Below are 13,601 nucleotides of genomic sequence, written 5' to 3'. Positions count from 1 at the left end.
TTCGCTCAATCAGTTTCTATCTGCAAGCAGCGTGTTGCCAGAATGCAATAAACGGGACATTATACGCATGTTTCACCGATTAATAAAGCCCTGCCCTTCACTGTTATGTACAAAACTGCTAAAAGGCAAGGCAACTAATTTTAGTCGAGACAGTTTGCTCAAAACAGCTAAGTTCAGTGAGGCGCTATTATGCTTATAGCTTACCTTTTAATGAGGCCAATGCCGCAAATGGATTTTCGTTTTCTTCTTCCGGTATGTCTCCTACCTGCTCAACAGCCATCTCACAGTCATCATGCTTTGTTGCCATTGGAATTTTGAGCAGTATCTCATCTTCAACTAAGTTCTTAAAGGGTAACAAACGCTCAGGCGTCTGATCGCTAACCACTTCATTTAACAGCAAATAATCTTGCTCATCATCAACTGTGCGCACTTGGCTATCATCATCTAATAGCGCAATATCATAATCATCGGTGATATCAATTGCTATAGGTTGCAAACAGCGTTGACAGTTAAGCCACATCTCTCCTATTATTTTAAAGGCAAGATGCAGAACATTGTTTTGGCGATATAGATTGGCTTTCATTTGCAATTTTGGTTGCTCATGCTCTGTGGTCAGTTGCGCGGCCAGACGTTCAAAAGTCGTCGGCACCACCTCACCTTGCCATTCAAAACCATTATCAGCCCACCTGTCTAAAACAATATGTTCAGGCATAGGCGTTGTCATAGACGCTTGAGTAGCGTCGGTGTCAACCGCTGATGGTTTGTTTACTGGAGTACTTGACATGCACGGCCTCATTGGTCAAAAACGGTGTATAATATTGCCTGCCATACTAACCGAAAGCTCAAGATGACGCTAGCGCTAGTGTGTTACGATTTTTGACATTTGATGTGATAATACTTTTATTAAGCACAGTCAAAAACCGCGTCTTTTTTGATATTTGCCTCTTTATCCGGTTAACTGTTTACTTATGATCTCTCAAAACACCAATACTGATTTTTCTACATTATTGAACGCTAATGATGCTGAGGTGCTGTTACAACAATTAGTCAAGTTAGAAAGTGAGATAAAACAGATTGATGACCCAGTAAAATCTCATACAAAGGAGTATTTCAAAAATTTAATACAGCAAGGGCAACAGCTTTATTATTTTGACCGATACGATAGGGAACAAGCTACTGATACTGAGGACAGCGAACAACTCGCTACCGATTGGTTGATAACGCTATTTGATACGCTATTTGCCAGCCAAAAGGTACAATTGGTTCGTGGTAATGATGAGCCAGAGTATATCCCTGCTTGTGATACCAATCCTGCACGTATTGAATTTGCTCATGGTTTTTTTGCCAGTGCTTTACACGAGCTTAGCCACTGGAGTATTGCTGGTGAGAAGCGTAGACAGTTGGCTGACTTTGGCTATTGGTATGCACCAGACGGTCGTAACGCTGCTCAGCAGGAGGCCTTTGAGTGCTTAGAGATTAAGCCACAAGCTTTAGAGTGCTTATTTACCCTTGCGTGTAAACGACCTTTTCGGATTTCACAAGATAATTTATTTGCCGATTTTGATACCAGCGCTAGTACCTTTGCCGAGGATGTTTATCAACAAGCCTCCCAGTATATTGCAACGCCTAAAAACCTCCCTCGCGATGCCAAAACTCTGTTACGGGCATTGTTGACTGTTTCTATTACTTAATAGCTCAAAATTAGTAGCTCAAAACCATTAACGACGCTTTATACTCGTTGTCATTCTATATCTCGTTTGTGATATTTAATAGCCAGCTACTAAATAATCACTTACTAAATAATCGCTTACTAAATAATTACCTACTAATAGTAACTTCTTGCCCCTATAACCCACATTTGTTTTAGCGCTATACTGACTAAGTAATGAGCGATTTTTATCTAAAGATTTCTATCTAATGGCTATTTTGAGATTAACAGTAAAAGTTGAAATTAGAAAAAGAGACATCTTCAATCAATCAAACAGATCAGATCAATAGCGATGCTTAACTAACAACCATAAGTGCATAAAGTCAAAATTATAAGACCCGTAAAAATCATTAAATAAGGAGCCGTCATGCAAACCTTCTACATCCACCCTGAAAACCCGCAGCCACGTCTCATTGAGCAAGCCGCTGACTTACTGCGTGCCGACCAACTACTCATCTACCCGACCGATACCAGCTATGCGTTTGGTTGCCGTCTAGGGGCTAAAGATGCCCTTGATAAGCTTAAAAAAATTCGCGAACTTGATGATAAGCATCAATTTACTTTGCTATGTCGTGATTTAAGTGAGATTGCTACTTATGCTGCAGTCGATAATGTGCAATTTAAAAAGCTCAAAGCCCATACGCCAGCACCCATCACCTTTATTTTAAACGCCACTAAAGACGTACCCAAAAAACTTGCTCATGCTAAGAAAAAAACCATTGGTATCCGTGTTCCCAGTAATCCGATTGCTCAAGCATTATTGACCGCGATGGATGAGCCTATTTTAACCAGTTCATTGATATTACCCACGCATGACCAGGTATTGGATGATCCATTCGATATCGAAGAACTATTAGGTCATCAGATAGATGGTTTGATCAACGCTGGTATAAAAACTACCAAACTGACTACTATTGTTGACATGACTAGTAGCCAACCTGAAATAATTAGACAAGGTGCCGCCGACGTCAGCTCACTGTTGTTGTAGATAAGAGACGGATGTAAACGAAAAACACTGTAATCGGAAATAGATATTCTAGATACAAAAATTAAAATACAAGCGCATAAAAAAGCTCCAATAAATTGGAGCTTTTTTATGCAATATACAATTAGCGTATAAAATTAGTCGCGATCAACTAATTCTACATAAGCCATTGGCGCATTGTCACCATCACGATGGCCACATTTTACGATACGCAGATAGCCACCTGGACGCGTTTGGTAACGAGGACCTAACGTGCCAAATAGTTTGCCTACCATAGATTTGCTACGCATACGGCTAAATGCTAGACGGCGATTAGCAACGCTGTCGTCTTTAGCCATAGTGATTAATGGCTCAGCAACACGGCGTAATTCTTTAGCTTTTGGTAATGTTGTTTTAATCAGTTCATGCTCAAATAATGAGTTGGTCATGTTCTGGAACATTGCTTTGCGATGACTGCCGGTACGACCCAGCTTGACTCCACTCTTACGATGGCGCATGGTCAAATATCCTTAAAGTTTAACGGCTACGATAAGAAAAGCGATCATCAACACGTAAATCAGCTGGAGGCCAATTATCAAGGCGCATTCCAAGCTCTAAATCTTTAGATGCTAGCACGTCTTTGATTTCCGTTAATGATTTCTTACCAAGATTTGGGGTTTTAAGTAGTTCAGTCTCTGAACGCTGGACCAAATCACCGATATAGTAAATGTTTTCAGCTTTCAAGCAGTTGGCTGAGCGAACCGTTAGTTCAAGATCGTCCACAGGGCGTAATAGCACCGGATCAACCTCTTCTTTTTCTTTCACAGGCTCAGGCGCTTCTTCAGCTTCTAGGTCAACAAAGATAGAAATCTGTTGTTGCAAGATAGTCGCTGCTTTACGAATTGCTTCTTCTGGATCAATAGTGCCATTAGTTTCAAGCTCGACGATAAGACGGTCAAGATCGGTACGTTGTTCTACACGTGCGTTCTCGACCTGATAAGCGACTCGTAGCACAGGGCTAAAGCTTGCATCAAGCTTTAAGCGGCCAATTGCTTTGGTGTCGCCATCTTCACGGCGCTGATTTGCTGGCTCGTATCCACGACCCATAACTACACGCAGACGCATCTTAAGATGACCACGATCGCTTAATGTACCCAATACCAATTCTGGATTGATAATATCGACATTATGCGGCAAAGTGATGTCTGCGGCAGTGATGGTGCCTGGACCTTGTTTATCCAAGGTCAAAAATACTTCATTTTGGTCATGAAGGGTAATGGCCAAGCCTTTTAAATTCAAAAGCAGGTCAAGTACATCTTCTTGCAAACCCTCAAGAGTTGAGTATTCATGGTCAACACCATCGATCTCAGCTTCAATAACGGCAGCGCCAGGTAATGAAGATAACAAAATACGACGTAAGGCATTCCCTAAGGTATGCCCAAAGCCGCGTTCTAACGGTTCGAGCGTGACTTTCGCAATTGTTTCGTTAACCGTATCCACGTTAATGGCATTTGGCGTTAGAAACTCAGTTGCATTTAGCATCATGATGTCACCTCGATTTATTTAACTGGTTTAATTAACGTTATTTATATTTACTGGTATTATTTACTGACATCAATATTCATTGATATCAGTATTAAAATCAGTCATAACGTCAGTTACTTAGAGTATAGCTCAACGATTAAGCTTTCGTTGATTTCAGCAGGAAGATCAATACGATCAGGCGCTTGTTTAAACGTGCCTTGTAGTTTGCTGTGATCAACATCAAGCCACTCTGGGATACCACGTTGGGTAGCCAGTTCAATAGCGTTTTTAATACGCAGTTGCTCGCGAGACTTCTCTTGGATAGCGATGACATCACCATCTTGCAGCTGGATTGAAGGAATGTTCACACGAACAAACTCATCACGGCCGGCTTTTTTTACCATAACAGTACGATGACTGACTAGCTGACGTGCTTCGGCGCGAGTTGAGCCAAAGCCCATGCGATACACCACGTTATCTAAACGGCTCTCTAACATGGCTAATAGGTTTTCACCAGTAGCACCACGTTTACGAGCAGCTTCTTTATAGTAGTTTGCGAACTGACGCTCAAGTACGCCGTAAATACGCTTAACTTTCTGCTTTTCACGCAGCTGTAGAGCATATTCTGAGGTCTTATTACGGCTAACGCCATGTTGACCAGGCGGACGGCCAGCTTTTTTCGTTTTCACGTCATAAGGTTTAACACCAGACTTAAGGCCTAGGTCTGTCCCTTCGCGACGTGATAATTTAAGTTTTGGTCCAATATAGCGGGCCATATTCATGTCTCCTGTAAGCTTTTGGGATAAAAAGCTTCGTCTTTAATATTAGACGCGGCGCTTTTTCGGCGCACGGCAACCATTGTGTGGAATTGGGGTTACATCAGAAATACTGTTAACTTTATAACCCAACGCACCTAGTGCTCTTACCGCAGACTCACGACCCGGTCCTGGTCCTTTGACCAAAACATCGATATTCTTAACACCATATTCTTGGGCCGCTTTACCAGCGACTTCAGCTGCAACCTGGGCTGCAAACGGTGTAGATTTACGTGAACCACGGAAGCCTTGTCCACCTGAAGTGGCCCAAGCCAAAGCATTACCTTGACGATCGGTAATCGTAACAATGGTGTTATTAAAAGACGCATGGATATGGGCTACGCCCTCCGATACTGAACGACGAGTCACCTTCTTGCGACTACGAGTGTCTTTTGCCATCTTTTAGCTTCCTAAGTTGATTATCTTTTGATTGCTCTACGTGGACCCTTACGAGTACGCGCATTCGTTTTCGTACGTTGGCCATTTACAGGCAAGTTACGACGATGGCGAATACCACGATAACAGCCTAAATCAACCAAACGCTTGATATTAATTGAAACTTCACGACGAAGGTCACCTTCGATCATGTAATTTGCAATCTGTGCACGGATAGCATCTAACTGTGTATCATCTAACTGACTGATTTTAGTGGTAGGGGCAATACTAACTGCTTCTAAAATTTTCTTAGCAGTAGTACGACCTACACCAAAGATGTAAGTTAGTGAAATAACAGCATGCTTATTATCCGGAATGTTAACACCGGCAATACGAGCCATTGATTTCTCTCCATTAAAGAAAAATAAGCGACACTCTTAAAAAGAACGCGTTATTTTTCAGATTCATTGCTGTCGATACTTGTTCTTTGGTAGCTTTTGTCATCGTACTAACTTGCTTAGCAAGCTGGCTAATGAAGTCAAGCTATAAAAGACATAAGTACAAACTACGGCAAGTGGCGGATGATAGCGCATCCGCCGTTATTTTTCAAGTATTAATTCAATTTATAGTGTAGGCATGTTGCCTCATACTAAGTATCAATTAACCTTGACGTTGTTTGTGGCGAGGTTCTGCTGTGCAAATAATATGCACACGGCCTTTACGACGTACAACTTTACAGCTACCACAAATCTTTTTAACTGATGCTTGAACTTTCATAGCATACTCCTTGAGATATCGCACCGCTCATTTAAGATTGAGAGGGCGACTGAATTAACGTCTGATCATGATATTGATGGGTCATCAAATGCGCTTGAATCTGCGAAATGAAGTCCATTACCACAACCACCATAATCAGTAACGACGTACCACCGAGGTTAAACGGCACACCGAACGCTGACTGGATGACCATCGGCATTAAACAAATAACCGTCATGTATATCGCGCCAATAAAGGTCAGTCGGTTCAATACATGGTCAAGGTAACGCTGAGTTTGTTGTCCGGGGCGGATACCTGGAATATACGCACCACTACGTTTAAGGTTTTCGGCAACTTCACGGGGACTAAAGACCAATGCCGTATAAAAATAGCAAAAGAAAATAATCATCGCACCGAACAAAACTAAATACAGCGGCTGTCCAGGAGACAGCACCAAAGCCATATTCTGCAATATCTTTTGTACAAAGGTGGGATCAGTTGAATGACCGACCCACTGCCCTAAACTTGCTGGAAACAACAATAATGAGCTGGCAAAAATAGCAGGGATAACCCCTGCCATATTAATTTTCAGTGGCAAATGTGACTGCTGCTGAGCATAGATTTTACGGCCTTGTTGTTGCTTTTGGGCGTAGTTTACGGGAACACGGCGCTGGGCTCGTTCAATATAAACAATACCAGCCGTCACCGCGACCCCTAGTACGATAAAGATAAATAGTACAATCAAGTTCATCTGCCCTTGACTGACCTGTTCGATAGATTGCGAAATCATGCCTGGCATACCGGCAACAATACTGGCAAAAATCAGCATTGAAATACCATTACCCACGCCACGCTCTGTAATCTGCTCACCAAGCCACATTAAAAACATAGCACCAGCTACCAAGGAGGTAACGGCTGGGATGTAAAAGGTAAGACCGCTAGACAAAGTCAAGTTCTGACTGATCAGGCCTGCACACATTCCTAATGACTGCACGAGAGCTAGAGCAAGTGTCCCTTGACGGGTGTACTTGTTTAGCTTACGCCGTCCTGCTTCACCTTCTTTTTTAAGTGCTTCAAGTGACGGCAGTACCGCTGACATCATCTGTACGATAATCGACGCTGAAATATACGGCATGATGCCAAGCGCCATGATAGACATACGCTCGAGCGCACCACCTGAGAACATATTAAACATGCTCAAAATGGTGTTTTCATTGCGCGAAAACAAGTCTGCCAAATTAACCGGATTAATACCGGGTACAGGAATATGTGACCCTAAACGATAAACAATCAATGCGCCGATTAAAAACAGTAAACGCGTCCACAGCTCATCATACTTACGTATAAAGGCAAAAGGATTAAGCGGTATACCAGCCGATGACATTGATTGCTTTGACACGTTACTACTCCTCGATGCTACCACCAGCAGCTTCGATTGCTTGCTTAGCGCCTTTAGTTACTTTTATATCTTTAAAGGTATAAGCTTTAGTAACGTCGCCTGACAAGATAATACGGGCACGCCTCATATCATGACGGATAATATTAGCGGCTTTTAAGGTTTCAACGCTAACCACGTCGCCTTCAACTTTATTCAGTTCAGACAAACGGACTTCTGCAGTCGTCATTGCCATTTTACTGGTAAAGCCAAATTTTGGCAGACGGCGGAATAATGGCATTTGACCACCTTCAAACCCTCTGCGAATACCAGAACCTGAACGTGATTTCTGGCCTTTTACGCCTCGACCACCAGTTTTACCAAGACCTGAACCGATACCACGACCACGACGTTGGGCGTTTTTCTTCGCGCCAACACCTGGAGATAATTCATTTAATCTGAGTCCCATTACGCTTCCTCCACTTTTACCATGTAGTTGACGCGATTTACCATACCACGAGTTGATGGAGTATCTTCAACTTCAACAGTATGATTAATACGGCGTAAACCCAATCCTTTCAAGCTCGCTTTGTGGCTCTTGAGGCGATGGGCACCTGATTTTAATTGAGTGACTTTCATTGTTTTCATCGTAACTCGCCTAGTCTAAGTTAGCCCAAAATTTCGTCTACAGATTTACCACGTTTAGCTGCCATCTTTTCTGGAGTTGACATATCACGTAAACCGTTAAACGTTGCACGTACAACGTTAGCAGTATTGGTAGAACCATAACATTTAGTCAAAACATCTTTGACACCAGCAACTTCTAATACAGCACGCATTGCGCCACCAGCAATTACGCCAGTACCTTCGGATGCAGGCTGCATGTAGACTTTACTTGCACCATGACGTGCTTTGATCGGATGATATAAAGTTGCTTCATTAAGCTCAACGGTAATCATATTGCGTTTAGCAGCTTCTAAAGCTTTTTGAATAGCAGCTGGCACTTCACGTGCTTTACCGCGACCAAAACCAACACGACCATTGCCATCGCCCACTACGGTTAACGCAGTGAAAGAGAAAATACGACCACCCTTTACCACTTTCGCAACGCGATCAACGGTAACAAGGCGTTCTACTAGACCGTCTGTTTGGTCATTTTTATCATTTTTATCATTTCTAGCCATGATTAAAACTCCAATCCATTTCCGCGAGCTGCTTCAGCTAAAGCTTTCACTCGACCATGATATTTAAAACCACTACGGTCAAAGGCAACTTTAGTAATACCAGCTGCTTTTGCGCGTTCTGCGATCATTTGGCCTACAGACGTCGCTGCATCAACGTTACCAGTCGCACCTGAGCGCAAACTGCCGTCTAAGGTAGATGCCTGAGCGATCACTTCACCACCATTCGGAGAGATAATCTGGGCATAGATATGCTTTGGCGTACGATTAACCGTTAGACGATGAACGCCTAAAAAACGGATATGCGCGCGGGTTTTCTTAGCTCGACGCAGACGAGCTGCTTTTTTATCAAACATTTCAACTCACCTTATTTTTTCTTAGCTTCTTTGCGAACCACATTTTCGTCGCTATAACGAATACCTTTGCCTTTATAAGGCTCTGGTGGACGGAAACTACGGATATTAGCCGCTGCTTGACCAAGCTGCTGCTTATTGTTTGATTTTAAAACAATTTCAGTTTGCGTAGGAGTTTCAGCTGACACACCTTCAGGTAGCGTATATTCTACTGGATGTGAATAACCAACGTTTAGGGTTACTTTATTACCAGTAGCTTGAGCGCGATAACCAACACCAATTAATTGAAGACGTTTTTCAAAGCCTTCGGTCACGCCTAAAACATAGTTGTTTAATAGAGCGCGAATGGTGCCAGTGTGCATCATGGCTTCTTTTGAATCGACTGTAGGTGAGAGAATAATAGCATCATCTTCCTGTTTCAGCTCGACCAATTCATGCAGGCGTAAAGACATATTACCGTTCTTGCCTTTCACTTCGACCTGCCGATCGTTCAAAGTAACGCTTACGCCGTTAGGCAGCGTTACTGGGGCTTTAGCCACACGAGACATAGGAGTATTCCTTAAAAAAATTAACAACTTCTGTTAGCAATAAATAATAGCGAAAAAACTAACAGGCTAAAAAGCCTGCTAGTTTAGCATAATTGTCCCTATTAAACACCAACCAATCTTATAAAATTGCAAGGCATTCATTTAATCATGAGCTTATGATGATATTAAAGAAAGTCTTCATAAACTTAATAGGGTACAAATAGACTTATCGTCACATTGCCTTAAGCAACGAATGCAACGATTTCACCACCGATGCCAGCAGCGCGAGCAGCACGATCGCTCATGATACCTCGGCTAGTAGATACGATAGCAACACCCATACCTTGCTTAACAGTAGGGATAGCGTCTTTACCGCGATGCTGGCGTAAACCAGGACGGCTAAAGCGCTGAATAGTTTCGATGACAGCTTTGCCTTCGAAATACTTTAATTCGATAGATAGCGTTGCTTTGTTGTTATCTTCTGCAGTAACAACAGCACTAGCTACATAACCTTCGCTAACTAATAGGTCAGCGATTGATTTACGTAGTTTTGAGCTCGGCATAGCTACGGATACTTTATTGGCCATTTGTGCGTTACGAATACGGGTTAGCATATCCCCAACGGTATCTTGCATACTCATGTAGTTACTCCTTACCAGCTTGCTTTACGAACACCAGGTACATCACCTTGCATGACTCGCTCACGCAGCATATTGCGTGATAAGCCAAACTTACGGAAGTAACCATGAGGACGACCTGTGATAGCACAACGATTGCGCAGACGGACTGGCGATGAATTACGTGGTAGAGCTTGTAGCTCTAGCATCGCTTCCATACGCTGTTCATCACTTGCATTCATATCACCGATGGTTTCTTTTAGCTTGATACGCTTATCAGCATATTTAGCTACCATTTTTTCGCGCTTTAATTCGCGGTTAATCATGCTCTTTTTTGCCATAACGTCTTTACCTTATTTAAATGGGAAGCCGAATGCTTTAAGTAACGCACGACCTTCATCATCAGTAGCAGCTGACGTAGTGATAGTCACATCCATACCACGGATACGATCAATCCTGTCAAAGTTTACTTCTGGGAATACGATTTGTTCTTTGATACCCAATGAGTAGTTGCCACGTCCATCAAATGCTTTAGGTGAAAAACCGCGGAAGTCACGAACACGAGGAATTGCAATGGCAATGAGACGATCTAAAAATTCGTACATTTGCTCACCGCGTAGCGTTACTTTGCAACCAATTGGCCATTCTTCACGGATTTTAAAACCAGCAATTGATTTACGCGCTTTGGTGACTACAGGTTTCTGACCGGCAATTGCGGTCATATCAGCTACTGCACCTTCAAGCAATTTCTTGTCTTGAGACGCGCCACCTACACCCATGTTAAGTGTGATTTTAGTGATTTTAGGCACTTGCATCACATTGTCTAAACCAAGCACTTCTTTGATTTGCTGCTTTAGTTCATCATTATATAAAGATTTTAATCTTGCCATTACCATTACACCCTTAGTGTCTTACGCAGTCGCCACGACTTCACCATTTGAACGATAAACGCGCTGTTTTTTGCCGTCTTCGTTAAATTGGTAAGTAATACGGTCTGCTTTTTGGGTTTGCGCATTTAAAATTGCGACGTTTGAGATATGTAAAAAAGCTTCTTGCTTAAGAATGCCGCCTTCAACGCCAGTCGCCTGATTTGGCTTCTGATGTTTAGTGACAATATTAATGCCTTCAATTTTAATACGATCGTTTTTTACGACTTGAACAGTACCTTGCTTGCCTTTGTCTTTACCAGCAATAACAATAACTGTATCGCCTTTTCGTAATTTAGCCATGGGTTACCTCACAATACTTCTGGTGCTAGGGATACAATTTTCATAAACTGATCACCACGTAGTTCACGAGTTACCGGTCCAAAAATACGAGTTGCAATCGGCGCTTTATTTTGGTTCAACAATACCGCAGCATTGTCATCAAAACGTAGCACTGAACCATCAGGGCGACGAACGCCTTTTTTGGTACGTACAACTACCGCATTCATCACGTCGCCTTTTTTAACACGACCGCGAGGAATGGCTTCTTTAACCGTTACTTTAATGATGTCGCCGACCGATGCATAACGACGATGAGAGCCACCCAGTACTTTAATGCACTGAACTCGCCTTGCACCGCTATTGTCTGCAACTTCCAGCATTGACTCAACCTGAATCATAGCGTTACTCCACACGTATGAGCAATAAAAGCCAGTTGCTGCCGCTAGCACACTATGAGTAGACGGCATTTTAATATAAATAACCGCACCTTACTCTTAATGTCAGTGATATACGCTCAGCGCAATCAGCATCCTTAAAAAGGCGGCTATTTTAACAGATTCTGGCTTTTAATGCAATTTACTTAGATTTTTTCTACTTTTTCAATCACATCTACTAAAGTCCATGACTTAGTTTTTGAGATTGGACGCGTTTCTTTGATTTGGACAAGGTCGCCTTGTTGGCAAACGTTGTTCTCATCATGGGCTTTAATTTTAGTTGAACGACGAAGCTGCTTGCCATATAAAGGATGACGAACCAGACGCTCAATCAAAACCGTGATGGACTTGTCCATCTTGTCGCTAACAACTCGCCCTGTTAATACGCTAGCATTTGTTGGGGTGGCTTGATCGTTATCGCTCATGAGTTGCCTCGCTGTTTCTCGTTAATCAAAGTCTGAAGCTGAGCAATCGTACGACGATTGCCACGAACTTCATGGGTATTCCCCAACTGACCCGTTGCTTTAGCCATACGAATACGGAAAGCATCAAGCTGCTTTTCATCAAGTAACTGAGTCAGTTCTTCTAATGATTTATCACGTAATTCACTGATCTTCATTACATTATCGTCCGCTTAACAATGGTAGTTTTAAAGGGCAGTTTTGCTGCAGCAAGCGTTAAAGCTTCACGAGCAAGCTCTTCTGAAACCCCTTCGAGTTCATATAGTATTTTACCAGGTTTGACTTCGCATACCCAATATTCTACAGGACCTTTACCTTTACCCATACGTACTTCTAATGGTTTATTAGTAATAGGTTTGTCTGGGAAAACACGAATCCAAATCTTACCACCACGCTTAATTTTACGAGTGATGGTACGACGTGCCGCTTCGATTTGACGAGCTGTCATACGACCGCGAGTCAAAGATTTTAGACCAATTTGTCCGAATGCAACGGTGCTTCCACGATGAGCTAGCCCAGTGTTACGACCTTTATGCATTTTGCGAAACTTGGTACGTTTTGGCTGTAACATAGTTTAACCTCTGTCTGTGTTTCGACGGTTTCCACCACGACCACGGCGTTTTGGCGCACGAGGCTTCTCTTCGTTGACGGGATTATATACACTGTTCATACCGTCAAGGATTTCGCCACGGAAAATCCAAACTTTTACACCGATGGTGCCGTAAGTGGTTTCCGCACGTACTGACGAATAGTCAATATCGGCGCGTAGCGTATGCAGTGGCACACGACCTTCACGATACCATTCAGTACGAGCAATCTCAGCACCGCCGAGACGGCCAGACAGCTCAACTTTAATACCTTTGGCACCAGAACGCATGCTGTTTTGCACGGCGCGCTTCATCGCACGACGGAACATAACACGACGCTCAAGCTGGCTACCAATGCCGTCTGCTACCAGACGAGCATCAAGGTCAGGTGACGTGATTTCTTCAATATTAACCTGAGCAGGTACGCCCATAATTTTGGTCAATTCTTTTTGAAGTCTTTCTATATCTTCGCCTTTTTTACCGATAACAATACCAGGGCGCGCAGTGGCGATGGTAATCTTAGCAGCACCAGTAGGACGCTCGATCATAATGTTACTGATCATAGCCTTATCTAGTTTTTTGCGCAGATATTCACGAACTTGTATGTCGTTGATTAGGTATTCTGAGTATTGTTTAGGGCTAGCATACCAGTTTGCGTTATGCTTTTTTACAACACCAAGACGAATTCCGATTGGATGTACTTTTTGACCCATAAC

At 42.7% G+C, this 13,601-nt stretch carries 24 protein-coding genes; 2 read left to right on the top strand and 22 right to left on the bottom strand.

The genetic code is table 11. From position 1 onward, the window contains the following. Positions 1-193: 193 nt before the first annotated feature. On the bottom strand, positions 194-784 hold the full coding sequence (locus U1P77_RS00985) for a YceD family protein (protein WP_321155594.1): 591 nt from the start codon (positions 782-784) through the stop codon (positions 194-196). 184 nt (positions 785-968) lie between these two features. Between U1P77_RS00985 and U1P77_RS00980 the strand changes: the two genes are divergently transcribed. Both U1P77_RS00980 and U1P77_RS00975 read left to right on the top strand, forming a co-directional pair. Beyond that, on the top strand, positions 969-1,691 hold the full coding sequence (locus U1P77_RS00980) for an elongation factor P hydroxylase (RefSeq protein ID WP_321155593.1): 723 nt from the start codon (positions 969-971) through the stop codon (positions 1,689-1,691). Positions 1,692-2,075: 384 nt separating this feature from the next. After that, entirely contained in the window at positions 2,076-2,696 is a 621-nt protein-coding gene (locus U1P77_RS00975; RefSeq protein ID WP_321155592.1) for an L-threonylcarbamoyladenylate synthase, read from the top strand. Between the two features lie 134 nt (positions 2,697-2,830). Here the strand turns inward: U1P77_RS00975 and rplQ are convergent, their stop codons facing one another. From rplQ to rpsC, 21 genes are all read right to left on the bottom strand, one after another. Beyond that, entirely contained in the window at positions 2,831-3,190 is a 360-nt protein-coding gene (gene rplQ / locus U1P77_RS00970) for a 50S ribosomal protein L17 (RefSeq protein ID WP_201617858.1), read from the bottom strand. Between the two features lie 19 nt (positions 3,191-3,209). Beyond that, entirely contained in the window at positions 3,210-4,217 is a 1,008-nt protein-coding gene (locus U1P77_RS00965; protein WP_201556533.1) for a DNA-directed RNA polymerase subunit alpha, read from the bottom strand. A 113-nt stretch (positions 4,218-4,330) separates the two neighbouring features. Continuing rightward, complete coding sequence (rpsD, locus tag U1P77_RS00960) at positions 4,331-4,972, bottom strand: 30S ribosomal protein S4 (protein ID WP_010196731.1); 642 nt, start codon at positions 4,970-4,972, stop codon at positions 4,331-4,333. A 48-nt stretch (positions 4,973-5,020) separates the two neighbouring features. Then, positions 5,021-5,410, bottom strand: a complete 390-nt coding sequence (gene rpsK, locus U1P77_RS00955; RefSeq protein ID WP_058368279.1) for a 30S ribosomal protein S11 — start codon at positions 5,408-5,410, stop codon at positions 5,021-5,023. A 20-nt stretch (positions 5,411-5,430) separates the two neighbouring features. Then, on the bottom strand, positions 5,431-5,787 hold the full coding sequence (gene rpsM / locus U1P77_RS00950) for a 30S ribosomal protein S13 (RefSeq protein ID WP_321155591.1): 357 nt from the start codon (positions 5,785-5,787) through the stop codon (positions 5,431-5,433). Positions 5,788-6,046: 259 nt separating this feature from the next. Continuing rightward, the gene (rpmJ, locus tag U1P77_RS00945) at positions 6,047-6,163 is read right to left on the bottom strand and encodes a 50S ribosomal protein L36 (RefSeq protein WP_010196721.1); all 117 of its coding nucleotides are present in this window, start codon (positions 6,161-6,163) and stop codon (positions 6,047-6,049) included. A gap of 31 nt (positions 6,164-6,194) precedes the next feature. Then, entirely contained in the window at positions 6,195-7,526 is a 1,332-nt protein-coding gene (gene secY / locus U1P77_RS00940) for a preprotein translocase subunit SecY (protein WP_321156573.1), read from the bottom strand. A 19-nt stretch (positions 7,527-7,545) separates the two neighbouring features. Beyond that, on the bottom strand, positions 7,546-7,986 hold the full coding sequence (gene rplO / locus U1P77_RS00935; RefSeq protein WP_321155590.1) for a 50S ribosomal protein L15: 441 nt from the start codon (positions 7,984-7,986) through the stop codon (positions 7,546-7,548). Then, on the bottom strand, positions 7,986-8,165 hold the full coding sequence (gene rpmD, locus U1P77_RS00930; protein WP_201556529.1) for a 50S ribosomal protein L30: 180 nt from the start codon (positions 8,163-8,165) through the stop codon (positions 7,986-7,988). Before rpmD ends, rplO begins: the two co-directional genes overlap by 1 nt. 20 nt (positions 8,166-8,185) lie before the next feature. Then, a complete protein-coding gene (gene rpsE, locus U1P77_RS00925; RefSeq protein WP_201556528.1) occupies positions 8,186-8,701 on the bottom strand; it encodes a 30S ribosomal protein S5 in 516 nt (171 codons plus the stop codon). Positions 8,702-8,703: 2 nt separating this feature from the next. Then, complete coding sequence (rplR, locus tag U1P77_RS00920) at positions 8,704-9,054, bottom strand: 50S ribosomal protein L18 (RefSeq protein WP_321155589.1); 351 nt, start codon at positions 9,052-9,054, stop codon at positions 8,704-8,706. An 11-nt stretch (positions 9,055-9,065) separates the two neighbouring features. After that, on the bottom strand, positions 9,066-9,599 hold the full coding sequence (gene rplF, locus U1P77_RS00915; RefSeq protein ID WP_321155588.1) for a 50S ribosomal protein L6: 534 nt from the start codon (positions 9,597-9,599) through the stop codon (positions 9,066-9,068). 221 nt (positions 9,600-9,820) lie between these two features. After that, positions 9,821-10,219 (bottom strand): 30S ribosomal protein S8, encoded by a 399-nt coding sequence (gene rpsH / locus U1P77_RS00910; RefSeq protein WP_321155587.1) that lies wholly within the window; start codon positions 10,217-10,219, stop codon positions 9,821-9,823. 11 nt (positions 10,220-10,230) lie between these two features. Further along, complete coding sequence (gene rpsN / locus U1P77_RS00905) at positions 10,231-10,536, bottom strand: 30S ribosomal protein S14 (RefSeq protein ID WP_201556524.1); 306 nt, start codon at positions 10,534-10,536, stop codon at positions 10,231-10,233. A gap of 12 nt (positions 10,537-10,548) precedes the next feature. Next, positions 10,549-11,085, bottom strand: a complete 537-nt coding sequence (rplE, locus tag U1P77_RS00900; RefSeq protein WP_201556523.1) for a 50S ribosomal protein L5 — start codon at positions 11,083-11,085, stop codon at positions 10,549-10,551. Between the two features lie 21 nt (positions 11,086-11,106). After that, positions 11,107-11,424, bottom strand: coding sequence for a 50S ribosomal protein L24 (rplX, locus tag U1P77_RS00895; protein ID WP_321155586.1), 318 nt, complete (start codon positions 11,422-11,424; stop codon positions 11,107-11,109). Positions 11,425-11,432: 8 nt separating this feature from the next. Next, positions 11,433-11,801: a 50S ribosomal protein L14 gene (gene rplN / locus U1P77_RS00890; RefSeq protein WP_010196702.1), complete on the bottom strand. Its 369-nt coding sequence runs from the start codon at positions 11,799-11,801 to the stop codon at positions 11,433-11,435. 182 nt (positions 11,802-11,983) lie between these two features. Beyond that, positions 11,984-12,262 carry a 30S ribosomal protein S17 gene (rpsQ, locus tag U1P77_RS00885; RefSeq protein ID WP_321155585.1) on the bottom strand — a complete coding sequence of 93 codons (279 nt, stop codon included), beginning with the start codon at positions 12,260-12,262 and terminating at the stop codon, positions 11,984-11,986. Next, a complete protein-coding gene (gene rpmC / locus U1P77_RS00880) occupies positions 12,259-12,456 on the bottom strand; it encodes a 50S ribosomal protein L29 (protein WP_201556520.1) in 198 nt (65 codons plus the stop codon). Before rpmC ends, rpsQ begins: the two co-directional genes overlap by 4 nt. Beyond that, positions 12,456-12,869 carry a 50S ribosomal protein L16 gene (rplP, locus tag U1P77_RS00875; protein WP_201546358.1) on the bottom strand — a complete coding sequence of 138 codons (414 nt, stop codon included), beginning with the start codon at positions 12,867-12,869 and terminating at the stop codon, positions 12,456-12,458. The genes rpmC and rplP overlap by 1 nt, the downstream gene beginning before the upstream one ends. Positions 12,870-12,872: 3 nt before the next feature. After that, positions 12,873-13,598, bottom strand: a complete 726-nt coding sequence (gene rpsC, locus U1P77_RS00870) for a 30S ribosomal protein S3 (protein ID WP_201556518.1) — start codon at positions 13,596-13,598, stop codon at positions 12,873-12,875. Between the last annotated feature and the right edge of the window lie 3 nt (positions 13,599-13,601).

It is taken from the genome of Psychrobacter sp. LV10R520-6, assembly GCF_900182925.1.
In the GTDB taxonomy this organism is placed as follows: Bacteria; Pseudomonadota; Gammaproteobacteria; order Pseudomonadales; family Moraxellaceae; genus Psychrobacter.
The sequence above is the reverse complement of the archived record's forward strand: the minus strand, read 5'-3'. Positions and strand labels throughout refer to the sequence as shown.

What these genes read in the sequence shown, in the direction of transcription:
- U1P77_RS00985 (WP_321155594.1), bottom strand. Translation starts at nt 784, where the DNA reads ATGTCAAGTACTCCAGTAAACAAACCATCAGCGGTTGACACCGACGCT.
- U1P77_RS00980 (WP_321155593.1), top strand. Translation starts at nt 969, where the DNA reads ATGATCTCTCAAAACACCAATACTGATTTTTCTACATTATTGAACGCT.
- U1P77_RS00975 (WP_321155592.1), top strand. Translation starts at nt 2,076, where the DNA reads ATGCAAACCTTCTACATCCACCCTGAAAACCCGCAGCCACGTCTCATT.
- rplQ (WP_201617858.1), bottom strand. Translation starts at nt 3,190, where the DNA reads ATGCGCCATCGTAAGAGTGGAGTCAAGCTGGGTCGTACCGGCAGTCAT.
- U1P77_RS00965 (WP_201556533.1), bottom strand. Translation starts at nt 4,217, where the DNA reads ATGATGCTAAATGCAACTGAGTTTCTAACGCCAAATGCCATTAACGTG.
- rpsD (WP_010196731.1), bottom strand. Translation starts at nt 4,972, where the DNA reads ATGGCCCGCTATATTGGACCAAAACTTAAATTATCACGTCGCGAAGGG.
- rpsK (WP_058368279.1), bottom strand. Translation starts at nt 5,410, where the DNA reads ATGGCAAAAGACACTCGTAGTCGCAAGAAGGTGACTCGTCGTTCAGTA.
- rpsM (WP_321155591.1), bottom strand. Translation starts at nt 5,787, where the DNA reads ATGGCTCGTATTGCCGGTGTTAACATTCCGGATAATAAGCATGCTGTT.
- rpmJ (WP_010196721.1), bottom strand. Translation starts at nt 6,163, where the DNA reads ATGAAAGTTCAAGCATCAGTTAAAAAGATTTGTGGTAGCTGTAAAGTT.
- secY (WP_321156573.1), bottom strand. Translation starts at nt 7,526, where the DNA reads ATGTCATCGGCTGGTATACCGCTTAATCCTTTTGCCTTTATACGTAAG.
- rplO (WP_321155590.1), bottom strand. Translation starts at nt 7,986, where the DNA reads ATGGGACTCAGATTAAATGAATTATCTCCAGGTGTTGGCGCGAAGAAA.
- rpmD (WP_201556529.1), bottom strand. Translation starts at nt 8,165, where the DNA reads ATGAAAACAATGAAAGTCACTCAATTAAAATCAGGTGCCCATCGCCTC.
- rpsE (WP_201556528.1), bottom strand. Translation starts at nt 8,701, where the DNA reads ATGGCTAGAAATGATAAAAATGATAAAAATGACCAAACAGACGGTCTA.
- rplR (WP_321155589.1), bottom strand. Translation starts at nt 9,054, where the DNA reads ATGTTTGATAAAAAAGCAGCTCGTCTGCGTCGAGCTAAGAAAACCCGC.
- rplF (WP_321155588.1), bottom strand. Translation starts at nt 9,599, where the DNA reads ATGTCTCGTGTGGCTAAAGCCCCAGTAACGCTGCCTAACGGCGTAAGC.
- rpsH (WP_321155587.1), bottom strand. Translation starts at nt 10,219, where the DNA reads ATGAGTATGCAAGATACCGTTGGGGATATGCTAACCCGTATTCGTAAC.
- rpsN (WP_201556524.1), bottom strand. Translation starts at nt 10,536, where the DNA reads ATGGCAAAAAAGAGCATGATTAACCGCGAATTAAAGCGCGAAAAAATG.
- rplE (WP_201556523.1), bottom strand. Translation starts at nt 11,085, where the DNA reads ATGGCAAGATTAAAATCTTTATATAATGATGAACTAAAGCAGCAAATC.
- rplX (WP_321155586.1), bottom strand. Translation starts at nt 11,424, where the DNA reads ATGGCTAAATTACGAAAAGGCGATACAGTTATTGTTATTGCTGGTAAA.
- rplN (WP_010196702.1), bottom strand. Translation starts at nt 11,801, where the DNA reads ATGATTCAGGTTGAGTCAATGCTGGAAGTTGCAGACAATAGCGGTGCA.
- rpsQ (WP_321155585.1), bottom strand. Translation starts at nt 12,262, where the DNA reads ATGAGCGATAACGATCAAGCCACCCCAACAAATGCTAGCGTATTAACA.
- rpmC (WP_201556520.1), bottom strand. Translation starts at nt 12,456, where the DNA reads ATGAAGATCAGTGAATTACGTGATAAATCATTAGAAGAACTGACTCAG.
- rplP (WP_201546358.1), bottom strand. Translation starts at nt 12,869, where the DNA reads ATGTTACAGCCAAAACGTACCAAGTTTCGCAAAATGCATAAAGGTCGT.
- rpsC (WP_201556518.1), bottom strand. Translation starts at nt 13,598, where the DNA reads ATGGGTCAAAAAGTACATCCAATCGGAATTCGTCTTGGTGTTGTAAAA.